At 45.9% G+C, this 12988-nt stretch carries 10 protein-coding genes; 8 read left to right on the top strand and 2 right to left on the bottom strand.

The genetic code is table 11. The features are described 5' to 3' along the window. The first annotated feature begins 13 nt into the window (after positions 1-13). The 6 genes from V1467_RS09815 to V1467_RS09790 all read left to right on the top strand — a co-directional run bounded on the left by V1467_RS09815 (position 14) and on the right by V1467_RS09790 (position 6786). Entirely contained in the window at positions 14-2263 is a 2250-nt protein-coding gene (locus tag V1467_RS09815) for a DNA internalization-related competence protein ComEC/Rec2 (RefSeq protein WP_416308603.1), read from the top strand. A 188-nt stretch (positions 2264-2451) separates the two neighbouring features. Next, positions 2452-4203 carry a lipid A export permease/ATP-binding protein MsbA gene (gene msbA, locus V1467_RS09810; protein ID WP_416308602.1) on the top strand — a complete coding sequence of 584 codons (1752 nt, stop codon included), beginning with the start codon at positions 2452-2454 and terminating at the stop codon, positions 4201-4203. Next, the gene (gene lpxK, locus V1467_RS09805) at positions 4200-5183 is read left to right on the top strand and encodes a tetraacyldisaccharide 4'-kinase (protein ID WP_416308601.1); all 984 of its coding nucleotides are present in this window, start codon (positions 4200-4202) and stop codon (positions 5181-5183) included. The genes msbA and lpxK overlap by 4 nt, the downstream gene beginning before the upstream one ends. Next, entirely contained in the window at positions 5170-5367 is a 198-nt protein-coding gene (locus V1467_RS09800) for a Trm112 family protein (protein ID WP_416308600.1), read from the top strand. Before lpxK ends, V1467_RS09800 begins: the two co-directional genes overlap by 14 nt. Positions 5368-5370: 3 nt before the next feature. Then, a complete protein-coding gene (kdsB, locus tag V1467_RS09795) occupies positions 5371-6120 on the top strand; it encodes a 3-deoxy-manno-octulosonate cytidylyltransferase (RefSeq protein WP_416308679.1) in 750 nt (249 codons plus the stop codon). 3 nt (positions 6121-6123) lie between these two features. Beyond that, complete coding sequence (locus V1467_RS09790; protein ID WP_416308599.1) at positions 6124-6786, top strand: SDR family oxidoreductase; 663 nt, start codon at positions 6124-6126, stop codon at positions 6784-6786. A 21-nt stretch (positions 6787-6807) separates the two neighbouring features. Here V1467_RS09790 and V1467_RS09785 read toward each other — a convergent pair whose 3' ends face one another. Next, positions 6808-8529, bottom strand: a complete 1722-nt coding sequence (locus V1467_RS09785; RefSeq protein ID WP_416308598.1) for a potassium/proton antiporter — start codon at positions 8527-8529, stop codon at positions 6808-6810. Positions 8530-8677: 148 nt separating this feature from the next. On the opposite strand from V1467_RS09785, the gene V1467_RS09780 reads away from it, so the two are divergent. Then, positions 8678-9271: an HD domain-containing protein gene (locus tag V1467_RS09780; RefSeq protein ID WP_416308597.1), complete on the top strand. Its 594-nt coding sequence runs from the start codon at positions 8678-8680 to the stop codon at positions 9269-9271. Between the two features lie 79 nt (positions 9272-9350). Then, positions 9351-10874, top strand: coding sequence for a GNAT family N-acetyltransferase (locus tag V1467_RS09775; RefSeq protein ID WP_416308596.1), 1524 nt, complete (start codon positions 9351-9353; stop codon positions 10872-10874). Positions 10875-10919: 45 nt separating this feature from the next. Here the strand turns inward: V1467_RS09775 and V1467_RS09770 are convergent, their stop codons facing one another. Further along, entirely contained in the window at positions 10920-12812 is a 1893-nt protein-coding gene (locus tag V1467_RS09770; protein WP_416308595.1) for a methyl-accepting chemotaxis protein, read from the bottom strand. Positions 12813-12988: the final 176 nt, after the last annotated feature.

The following is a 12988-nucleotide window of genomic DNA, read 5'->3' as shown; positions in this document are numbered from 1 at the left end:
TAAGGCTATCGACTTGAATACATGGATTGTATTTTTTGTATTAGGCTGTTTTAGTGCGTTAACCTGGTCGGAGCTTCCTTCTGCCGCCATCGTCATGATGGCGGCAATATCTTCACTGTTTTGTTTGAAATTCAAACGTTTAACTGCCATGTCAGGGTTGTTGGCCGGGATCCTGTGGTTGTCGTTGGTTGGCTACTGGAAACTTAGCTGGCAGATACCGGATGATTTGGTCAAGCAACCGGTTTGGGTGGAAGGGCAGGTAACCAGTATCGTGCTGCCTGCTGATTCGATTCGTTTCAATCTGCAGCTCAGCCGTTTTAACCAAAAGGCCGTTGCGTTTAATGCCCCGGTTATACGTTTAAGCTGGAGCCACAATTCGCTTATGTTGCAACAGGGCCAGGTGGTCAAATTACGGGTCAGTTTAAAACCGGCACACGGTCTGGCCAACGATGGTTATTTTAATTATCAGCAATGGCTGTTCGCTAATGATATCAGGGCAACAGGTTATGTTATTGGTAAGGCTGATAATCAAATTATTGAGTCACAGAGTAGCATCAGACAGCGATGGATTAATCGCTTTATCCAGTTACCGTTGCAAAATAGCCGCTGGTTGTCGGCGTTAACACTAGGTTACCGGGGGCTACTCGAACAGGACGACTGGCAACTGGCACAACGTACCGGCATTTCCCACCTTATTGCCATATCCGGTTTGCATTTGGGCATTATCACCACGCTAGCCTATTTTCTGTTTACTCAATTAGTGGTGCGATGCTGTCCGCAACAAATCAACGTGCATAGACTAGGCATGATTGCAGCGATGATTTGTGCGTTAGGCTATTCAGCATTAGCAGGGTTTAGCTTACCCACGATGCGAGCCTGGTTGATGGTATTGATCGTTAGTTTAGTATTAATCAAATACCGGCATTGGCGTCCTTTTTCAATCGTATTGCATTGCCTGCTGATTTTTATGCTACTGATGCCACTGAGCATTCTGTCTGTCAGCTTCTGGCTCAGCTTTAGTGCTGTGCTGATTATTGGCTTGATATTTTGGTGTTGGCCGATTCGGCAACGCGCTTTCTCGTTAGGCCAGTCGCTGGCCGTGATGTGTCGTTTACAAATTGGGTTAAGTATCTTGATGCTACCCGTGGTGGCCTGGCAGTTCGGGTTAGTTTCTTTAGCAGCCCCACTGGTCAATTTGGTTGCGGTACCCGTTGTCACCTTGGTATTGGTGCCATTATGTATCCTGGCACTACTGATATTGTGTATTAGTCACAGTGCAGGATTAGCACTTTTTGCTATTGCGGATCAGATAACGACATGGTGCTTGAGCGGACTAACCTTAGCGGGTGACTTGCAATTGGCCGCCTTTCAAGTTGCTGATGTGGGTGTTATGGCCTGGTTGTTTGTTGCTGTGTATATTCTGCTAGTCTGTATACCGCCACTGCCGTTGCCGCCCGGATTAAGGTGGCTATTATTGCTTCCTGTACTGGTGAGCGTTATTCCGGTTAATCACAACCTATGGCGTGTGGATGTGCTGGATGTCGGACAAGGGCTGGCGGTATTAATTCAAAAAAATCATCACACGCTGGTTTACGATGTTGGTCCGGCTTACCCCAGCGGTTTTAATATGGCTGATGCGGCACTATTACCGGTGCTGCAGAAAAGAGGCATTGACCAACTGGACTGGGTATTTATCTCACACCAGGATATGGATCATGCCGGCAGTCTTGAACAATTGACGTCACAACTACCGGTTGATGCTGTGTTATCCAGTCATGATCAGTGTCAGGCTGGCTGGCAGCAACATTGGCAAGGGCTAACGTTAACAGCACTATGGCCAGAAGCGGATTATGCTGGTAACGAAAATAATCGCTCCTGTGTTTTGCACATTACCGACGGGCATCACACAGTCTTATTGCCTGGCGATATTGAACAGCATGCTGAACAACTTATAGTGGAAAATGATCATAGCCGTCAGTATCTAAGTGCCGATATCATGGTTGTACCTCATCACGGCAGCAAAACATCCTCCTCGCCGATGTTTATCAATGCAGTGAACCCCAAATACGTGGTGTTTAGTCAGGGTTACCTGAACCGTTGGCATTTTCCCGCCAAGGAGGTTCTTGAACGTTATCGGGATAGCGGAGCAGCAATTTATTCCACTTCGCAAGACGGACAAGTAAGCTTTATTATTGCCGCTGATAATATTACTGCGCTTACCTATCGAGAAGATGTTTATCCCTACTGGTATGCGAATAATTAACCTGAATACGGGTCAAGTCGTAACAAGAAAAAACCAAAATGACTGATTTCTTCTTCAGCGACAGCAACGCCTTTGTGTGATTGAAAATTAGTCACTATCTTGGCTGGAAAATTAAAATATCTTATTGATAGTTGGGTAATTTTGCTGGCGACGTTACAATAGGCGAATAGAAACCTGATAATGCATTTATGACTGAAACTTTTACCACCCCTCATACCTTTCGGCGTTTTCGTCGCTATCTCGGTGATTTTAAACTCGCTTTTCTGGTGTCGGGCATTGGCATGGTCGGTTATGCCCTGCTAGATGCGCTGGTGATTGCCCAGCTCAAACCTTTAATTGATGACAGCCTGGGGGGCGGGGACTATGAGTTTTTAAGACTGGCCGCCTGGTTTATTGTGCCGATCTTTATTTTGCGTGGCCTATTTAATTTTATGGGCACTTATACTTTGGGCTGGATTGGTAATAAAGTGGTGATGAATCTTCGCCAGCAACTGTTTCGCCACTATTTATATTTACCGGTTTCCTTTCATGATAAAAATGCGCCAGGTAATTTGATTTCCAAAGTAATATTCGATACCGAACAGGTAGCCAATGCGGCCGGAAAAGCGATGGCTACCATGGTCAGGGAAGGGGCTTTTGTTGTCGGGCTGCTGGCCGCGATGTTTTATTATTCGTGGCAATTATCGCTGGTATTTTTGTTGATTGGGCCAGTCGTCGCTTTAATAGTATCGGTAGTCAGCAAGCGTTTTCGCAGTGTCAGCCGCAGTATCCAGCAAGCCATGGGCAATTTGACCAGTAACGTGGAACAGGTGATTAAAGGGCATAAAGTGGTATTAATGTTCGGGGGGCAAGATAAGGAAATCAATAAGTTTACCCGGCGGAATAATTATAATCGCCAGCAAATTATGAAATTGCTGGTGGCGCAAATACTCAGTGTCAGCTCGATCCAGATTATTGCTTCCGTTGCGTTGGCGGCGGTGTTGTATATCGCCAGTGTGCCACAAATGGTGGAACATCTGACTCCCGGCATATTCACCCAGGTGGTAGTTAATATGATTATGTTGCTTAAGCCGCTTAAGCAGCTAACCACCATCAATAGTGATTTTCAGCGCGGTATGGCGGCTTGCAGTAGCGTGTTTGAGGTTATCGATCAAAATGTCGAACAGGATAATGGCCAGCATGCGTTGGTCAGGGCTAAAGGCAATATTGAATTTAATCATGTTACCTTTTGTTATCCTGGCAAAGAGCATGATGCGCTTAAGGATATATCGTTTTCGGTCAAACAGGGACAGTCACTGGCGTTGGTGGGGCGTTCCGGTAGTGGTAAATCAACCATTTCCAGTTTACTGACCCGTTTCTATCAGCCACAAAAAGGCGAAGTACTGCTCGACGGTATCAATATTGAAGATTTGAAACTGAAGGATTTACGTAAACAGTTTGCCCTGGTATCCCAGCAAGTGACCCTGTTCAGCGACAGCATTGCCAACAATATTGCCTATGGAGCAGATAATGTGAGTCCCGAGCAAATTCAGGCGGCTGCCAAGACTGCGCATGTGATGGAATTTGTCGACAATATGCCCGAGGGACTGGATACCCAGGTAGGCGAAAACGGCCTGATGCTCTCCGGAGGCCAACGCCAGCGTATTGCCATTGCGCGCGCTATTTTAACCGATGCGCCAATCCTGATCCTTGATGAAGCGACGTCGGCACTGGATACTGAGTCCGAACGACTGATCCAGGATGCGCTGGAAAAACTGCAACTTAATCGCACCAGCATTGTGATTGCGCATCGATTGTCAACCATCGAAAAAGCCGACCAGATACTGGTTATAGAGCAAGGGGAAATAATTGAGGAAGGCAATCATCAGCAGTTAATTGATAATGACGGACCATACGCTTCGTTGCATAAAATGCAATTTGTCGAAGGGCACCAAATATGAACTGGCTGGAAAAAGCCTGGTACAGCAATAATCCGCTGGTTTGGTTGTTATGGCCATTGACAGCGTTATTCTGGTGCGTATCCAGTCTACGCCAAAAAGCTTACCAAAAGGGTTGGTTTGGTTCCGAAAAACTGCCGGTTCCGGTTATTGTGGTAGGCAATATTAGCGTGGGGGGAACAGGTAAAACGCCACTGGTTATACGTTTGGTAGAGATTTTACGTCAGGAAGGTTACCACCCCGGTGTGCTGAGTCGTGGTTATGGTGGCAAGAGTCGCGCTTATCCGCAATTGGTTGCCGAAGATAGTGATCCAGGACAAGTCGGCGATGAGCCGGTTTTGATGCGCCAGCATATCAATTGTCCGCTTGTGGTGGATCCGGATAGAGTGCGGGGCGGCAAGTATTTGTTGCAACAACATAAGTGTGATGTGCTGATTTGTGATGACGGTCTGCAACATTACGCGCTGGAGCGGGATATCGAAATTGTGGTAATGGATGGCCAGCGCCGGTTGGGTAATCGTTATCTGTTACCGATGGGGCCGTTGCGGGAAGGAGCCGAAAGGATGAATTCGGTCGATTTTGTAGTAATAAATGGTGGTATGGTCAGAAAAGGCGATTTTTTGATGTCGCTTGAATCCGGTCGTTTAATTAACCTCAAACAACGCAACAAAAGTTTGTCAGTGACTGAATTAAAAGAACCGGCCACGGCGGTGGCGGCAATAGGTAATCCACAGCGTTTCTTTGATTTGCTTAAATCCAAACAGGTGAATGTGAGGCAGCATCTGGTATTTGCCGATCATCATCGCTTTAGGGCAAAAGATATACCTGCAGGCACGGTACTGATGACCGAAAAAGATGCAGTCAAATGCCGCGCATTTGCCGCAGATGATTGGTGGTACTTGCCTGTCAGTGCTAAATTAACCGAAGAATTTCGGCAACTATTTTTGAAAAAAGTAAAGGCGATAAAAAATGGCATTCGATAAAGCATTGTTGACGATTTTGGCCTGTCCGGTTTGCAAAGGTAAACTGATATTAGATAAGGACAAACAGGAGCTGGTTTGCCGTTTTGATAAGCTGGCGTACCCGGTCAGGGAAAATATTCCGGTTCTGCTGGAAAACGAGGCACGCCAGTTAAGCGCTGACGAACTGGAACTGATTAAGGGTTAGATGATGCAATTTACTGTCGTTATTCCGGCCCGTTATGCTTCCAGTCGCTTCCCGGGTAAACCGCTGGCAGATATTCATGGCAAACCTATGATTCAGCACGTTTATCAGCGTGCAACAGAAGCCGGTGCCAGTCAGGTGATAGTCGCCACCGACGATCGACGCATTGCCGATGTGGTCGAAGGGTTTGGCGGGCAACTTTGCATGACCAGTGACCAACATGAGTCCGGTACAGAGCGGTTAGCCGAAGTAGTGGATATCCTCGGTCTGGACAACGACGAAATTGTGGTCAATGTGCAGGGTGATGAACCTTTTATTCCTGCCGTCAATATCCAGCAAGTGGCAGAGAACCTGCATGCGTTTAACCAGGCTGAAATGGCGACGCTGGCGGTGCGTATTAGCGATGTTGAAGAGGCTTTTAATCCTAATGTGGTAAAAGTCGTTACCGATAAAATGGGCTATGCGCTGTATTTTAGCCGGGCGACTATCCCCTATGACCGCAGCCGCTTTATGGACGAAGATATTATCGACGATATAGGTGATTACTATCTGCGTCATATTGGTATTTATGCCTATAAGGCCGGTTTCATCAAGCAATATGTCAATATGCAGCCTTCCGGACTGGAACAGATTGAGTCGCTGGAACAACTCAGAGTGCTGTGGCATGGCGAAAAAATTCATGTGGATATTGCTCGCGAAGTACCACCAACGGGAGTGGATACACCTGCGGACCTGCAACGATTGATAAGGGAATAAAGCATGGCAAATGTATTAATTACCGGCGCAAACCGGGGGATCGGGTTGGCACTGACCCAACAGCTTATTCAACGTGGTGATAAAGTTTGGGCAGCATGCCGTCATTCATCACCCGAGCTGGACAAGTCCGGTGCCACGGTTATCGAAGGTGTCAATATGGCCGATCCATTGACTTACGATAAAATTAAGACATTGTTTTCAAAACATAAAATTGATGTATTGATCAATAATGCTGGCGTGCTGGGAGCCGAAACTCTGGATGATATGGATGCCAACCGCATTATGTACCAATTTCAGGTGAACTCATTGGCACCCGTGTTACTCACCCAATATTTGTTACCTGTGCTGGCAGCACAGGCCAAGGTGGCGATGATCACCAGCCGGATGGGTTCGATGAGTGACAATGCGTCCGGCGGCTATTATGGCTATAGAATGTCAAAGGCGGCTTTAAATGCCGGTTCTGTCTCATTGGCCAAAGATCTAAAACAGCAGGGCATTGCGGTAGCCATTCTGCATCCAGGCTTTGTGCAAACCGATATGGTGGGTGGAGCTGGCGATATTTCAGCCGAAGTGGCCGCGACGCAACTGATTGGACGGATTGACGAGTTAAATCTTGATAACTCCGGCCAGTTCCTGCATGCCAACGGTGAATCGCTTCCGTGGTAATGGAGTAATCAACAAGTGATGCTAACTCAATTTCAGTCCAACTTCGGTAATTTGTCCTTGTTGGACTCCTCTGACAACAAAACACACCCAGCCCAGTTTAATACGATCTCCTATGACAGGCTTGCCGTGGAATTTCACGTTAAGTAATTCAGCTATGGTCATGTTTTTCTGTTGCTCGGAAAGATCAAAATCGTAAAGCGCCGCGAGATCGGTTAATTTGGTGTTGGTACGGATGATAAATTCTCCGAAAAAGGCAGAAGATTCGTTGAGGAAGTGCGGTTTGGAAGGTGCAAATAACCGTCCCAAATTAGATTGTTGGCCGTAAGAGACGATGATTAGCACTCGGTCTTGCGCTTTCAGAAGTTGTGGCTTATGTCGTTCCAGTAACACACCGTTACGCAACACACCAACAAACTGCGCACCTTCTTCTAAGGGTAAATCATCGGTACTTGTACCAATAGCAGAAACATTGTCAATGACATGATAAATCAACAGCTCTTTTTTCTGATCATCAGGAATGAACAGGGACAAATGTTTCGCTTCTCTGGCAGGAGGAGGTAACTCTACATCTAACCAACGCGCCATGGGGGCAATACTCCATCCTTGCAGCACCAGAGAAACGAGCACAATAAAAAATACCAGCTCGAAATAAGTTTCGGTATGTTCCAGTCCTGCTAACGAAGGATACAGCGCCAAAATAATAGGAACCGCGCCGCGAAGGCCACACCAACTCATAAAGAGCTGCTCTCGCCAGGGAAAGCGAAATGGTAGTAGTGATAATAATATGGCGATAGGACGAGCTATAAAGATTAATATAAAACTGATGGCCAAAGCCGGCAAGATGATGGGAGTCAAATGGCTTGGCGTAATTAATAGCCCTAACATTAAAAACATTCCGATCTGGCTTAACCAGGCAATTCCATCATGAAATCGATGGATGTCATTGCTATAGGGTAAAGCTGTGTTGCCAATAATTGCCCCTACTATATAAATCGCCAGAAAGCCGCTACCGCCTAGCATATTGGTCACACCAAATATACTCAGCGCGCCAGCCAAAGCCATCAATGAGTATAAAGAACTGGGGAGACTTAAGTGTTTAAGTAACAGGGTGAGAATATGCCCACATGCGAAGCCCAATATTACCCCGAACCCTATTTGTTGAACAAATTCGACGGTAATTAACCAACCAGAAAGTGTTTCACTGTTAACCAGTAATTCGACCATAGTCACAGTCAGCAGAATCGCCATTGGATCATTGGTGCCGGATTCTATTTCCAATGCGGCTCCGGCACGTTCCTTGAGTTCGACACCTGCACCTTTGAGTAGACCGAATACCGCAGCGGCATCAGTTGAGCCAACAATTGCACCAATCAATAAACCTTCTTGCCAAGTAAAATCCAGTAACCAATGTGCGGCAAAACCGGTAATACCTGCGGTTATCAATACCCCCAGTGTTGCTAACGATAAAGCCGGTTTTAAACTGACTCTAAACGTACTGCGTCTGGCGCCAAGCCCGCCATCAAAAATAATAATGGCTAATGCGAGGCTACCAAACAAGAATGCCAGAGAGAAATCATTAAACTTGATCCCGCCTGGGCCATCTTCGCCGGCCAGCATGCCCATAACGAGAAAAACCAGTAATAGTGGGGCTCCTAATCGACGAGAGACAACACTGGCAAACACGCATAGTAACGCCAATATCGCCCCCACAAAGATTAACTGATTGGTAAACTCAATCCCCATGGACACCTTCTAACAACGGTTTAATTAACGTATGATAATCTCATATAGACAAGATTATGCCCATCGTTTGTCTATTTTTGATATTGCTTCTATAGATATTTCAATACTGATTTACCACCAATACGTTGTAGTGGAGAGATAAAAGAACATGCAGCAATTAGAACAACAATTGGCTTTTATTCGCGAACTCGATGAGCTGAAAGCGGTTCATCGTAAAGCACTGGTTAAATGCGATAACAACCGATTTGAAAACAGTGCCGAACATAGCTGGCATATTGCTTTGATGGCGCAAGTATTAGCTGGCTATGCAGAAGAGCCAATCGATATCAGCCGGGTTGTCAGCATGTTATTGATCCATGATATTGTTGAAATCGATGCGGGAGACACTTTTGCTTTTGCTCCCCAGCAAGATCTTGATGCCCAGAGTGATAAAGAGCTTGTTGCCGCTAAACGGATCTTTGGCTTATTACCCGAAGAGCAATATCAACAGATGTTGAATTTATGGCTGGAGTTTGAGCAGGCCGATAGCGCTGATGCCCGTTTTGCCAAGGCGATGGATAGAGTGTTGCCGTTATTGCAGAATATCGTCAATCAGGGTGGCAGCTGGGCACAGCATTCAGTGAGAAAATCCCAGGTACTGAAGCGCAATCAATATTTGCGCAATCTGGCGCCCAAACTTTGGGACTATATTGTTGAACAGATTGATATGGCAGTGGCGAAAGGTTGGTTAATAGACGATTGACGTACGCTTTTGTGAAACCCTGCACATAGGTATATTTGCTTGGCTTCAATTCATTCAGCTAACAGGATAACGTTTTTGTATGTCAGTAGAAAAAGCCCGAATAGAAATTTGTAACCTGTCCAAAGTGCAATATCCGCAAATCAAATCCCTGATGGATGACACCTATACTGAATTAGGTGGCGCCTGGCCGGTGCACACTATTTCGCATTTAATCGATGAGTTTCCGGAAGGCCAGATTGGTATTCTGGATGGCGGTGAACTGGTAGGTATTGCGCTTAGTGTACAGATTGATTACGCCCGTTTTTCCAATCCACATACATACGATGACATTGTTGACAGCAATAATAATGTTAACAGCGATGCGGAAGGAGATGCGTTATACGGGCTGGATGTGGTGATCAAGAGCAGCCATCGAGGCTTGCGCTTGGGCAGACGTTTATATGATGCCCGTAAGGAGCTTTGTCGCCAATATAACTTACGCGCTATTTTGGCTGGTGGGCGCATTCCCAAATACCATAATTACAAGTCTGAAATGACGCCGATGGAATACATTGCCCAGGTCGATCAAAAAGCCATTTACGATCCTATCCTGAGTTTTCAGTTGGCCAATGATTTTCAGGTAAAACGGTTGCTGAAAAAGTATTTGCCGGAAGATCAGGAGTCGGTCGGATATGCCACCCTGCTGGAATGGAATAATATTTTATATGAGCCGACCGGTAAGGTATTAACCTCACCTAAAAGTGTGGTCAGGGTAGGGGCGGTGCAATGGCTGATGCGGGAAGTTGAATCGGTTGAAGAACTACTGGATCAAATCGAATTCTTTGTCGATACGGTTTCTGATTACCAGAGTGATTTTATTGTTTTCCCCGAGTTTTTTAATGCCCCGTTGATGGGCTTGACCAATCAGTCCTCCCAGACCGAGGCGATCCGTTATCTGGCGGAATATACCGATCTGTTTCGCGAAAAAATGTCGCAAATGGCAATCGAGTACAATGCCAATATTATTACTGGCTCCATGCCATTGAGCGAAGATGACAAAGTCTACAATGTGTCCTATTTATGTCATCGTAGCGGTAAAATTGATGAGCAGCGTAAAATTCATATCACTCCCCATGAACAGAATGACTGGGTCATTGAAGGTGGGGATAAACTGTCGGTGTTTGAAACGGATGCCGGTAAAGTCGGTATACTGATTTGCTATGACGTAGAATTTCCCGAGTTATCGCGTATCTTGGCTGAAAAAGGCGTTGAGATACTGTTTGTGCCATTCTGGACGGATACCAAAAACAGTTATTTACGCGTCAGACTCTGTGCCCAAGCACGTGCTATTGAAAACGAATGCTATGTGGTGATTGCTGGCAGCGTGGGTAACTTGCCTAAAGTTGAAAGTCTGGATGTGCAATACAGCCAGTCGGCGGTGTTAACTCCCTCGGATTTCCCTTTTCCCCATGATGCCATTCTATCTGAAGCAACACCCAATACTGAGATGTTACTGTTTTCAGATCTGGATATGGCCAAACTGAAAATATTACATAGTGAAGGCACGGTGCGGAACCTTAAAGATCGCCGGACTGATCTGTATTCAATCAAACTGAAAAAATAGTAATCACAGACATCAACTGCAAGTTGATGTCTGTATCTAGGACCATTACGCGGCAGTATTGATATCCAGTTTAAACTGGCTAACGATGGTTTGCAGTTCTGTCGCCAGTTTGGCTAGCGACTCACTGGTTTCCAGCGTTTGAGAAGCGGCGACAGTGGATTCCTGGGCAATGTCATTAATATTAACCACATTGCGATTGATCTCTTCTGCTACCGAATTTTGTTCCTCTGCTGCACTGGCAATCTGGAAATTACGCTCGCTGATGGCCGAGACTGCCTGGGTAATCTGTTCCAATGCCTGTCCGGCAATGTCCGCTTGTTCAACACAACTTTGTGCCTGATCCTTGCCACTTTTCATCACATTCACTGCAGACTGGGTTTTGGCCTGCAGCCGTTCAATAATCTCGCGAATTTCCTGAGTTGACGCCTGACTGCGTGAGGCCAGGGTTCTGACTTCATCGGCAACTACCGCAAAACCGCGTCCTTGTTCGCCAGCACGGGCGGCCTCGATCGCTGCATTGAGTGCCAGTAAATTGGTTTGTTCGGCAATACTGCCAATAACCTGTAATACCGTATTAATATTTTCGGTTTCTTTTTGCAGCAAATCCATTTCGACGGCGGTGTTCACTACCTGTTCGGCCAACACTCGGATCAGGCCCACTGTATCACTTACCAGTTGGCGACCTTTAACTGACTCTTGATCGGCTATTCTGGAGGATGCCGCCGCATCACTGGCTGACCGGGCAACTTCCTGAACGGTCGAGGTCATCTGGTTCATCGCAGTGGCAACCGACTCGGTTTCAACCTGCTGGCGATGCACGCCGTCACTGGTGCTTTGCGTAATCGCGTTTAATTCTTCTGACGAGGCACTGAGCATCAAGGTGGACTGGAATACTTCGCGCATCGAATTCTCGAAACTGGTTAACATTTCGTTGAGTGAATCACCGACATTGTTGATTTCTTCCGCACCGTTGTAGCGATATCGCATGGTCAGATCTTTGCTATCACTAATTTCTGACATTAAATCTGCCAGATATTTAACCGGTCTGGAGATACTGATCGACAGCAATACCACAATTATGACAATAACAATGGTAATTAAAGCTGCGGTAATACTGGATATCAGATCCGCTGTTTGGCGGTTGTCGGCAATGGCCTGTTCCACTTCGTTAGACAGAATCTCCAGTAGTTCTTCTGTTTGGTGAACTGTAGCTCTAAGTTGGCCCAAAGAACCTTCGGTGCTGCTCAATCCTAATGCCTTTTTGCCGCTGACAAAGCGATTAAAACTGGTTTGATAATGTTGCATCAATGACTGGATTGAACTCTTAACACCCGGGGCAATAGCACCACTATTTAAATGGCTGATAAATAGGTTAAAGTCAGTGGCAAAGCGTTCAACATATTTAACATCCTGTCTAAGCATAAAATCTTTCTCATGGCGCCTGAGCATCAGCATATCTGCCAGCAGACGCACTTCATTCAGTTCGTTCACCTTTGATTCAACCTGATGCACCGCATTACGCAACTCACCATATAAGCCACTTTCTGGGGTCAAACCGATAACTTGCTGTTCCTGGGCCATGGCATCAAACTGCTGGCGATAATTGGCCAGGATTTGACTCAAATCCATCGCATGTCGCGATTCGATACCCAGGTCATCAAGATCTACTTTAAGCCGGGTTACATCAGTATTCAGTTTTTGATAGTCGTCATCAAAAGCTGTTAGATATTTCAAATCCAGACGCATCAAAAAATCCTTTTCGTTACGCCTGAGTAACAGCACGCCGGTTTTAACCTTATTGATACGTAAGTCGGTTTGATTGAGATCGCTCATGGTCGAGTTGATGCTTTTTTGCAAAATTATCATCGCACACATGCCTGTCACGACCAGCGAAGCAATCAGGATCAGTTTATTCTTAATCGTATTCAGATTTACCACGATATTGTCTCCCCAACATAACAAACCACTCCGATCCCGGGGTTGATTGAAATATCTTTAATGTATGGGCACAAGTAAGGGCTTGTCATCATGACAAGATTTATTATGCCCTTGTTATAAAAGTGTTTTTACTGCAATTAAAGCGTAGTTCAATCCAGTTTTAACTGCTAGATCTG

Source organism: Neptunicella plasticusilytica, from assembly GCF_047922965.1.
Lineage (GTDB): Bacteria > Pseudomonadota > Gammaproteobacteria > Enterobacterales > Alteromonadaceae > Neptunicella > Neptunicella plasticusilytica.
Note: the sequence above shows the minus strand (reverse complement) of the source record. Positions and strands in the feature narration are given on the sequence as shown.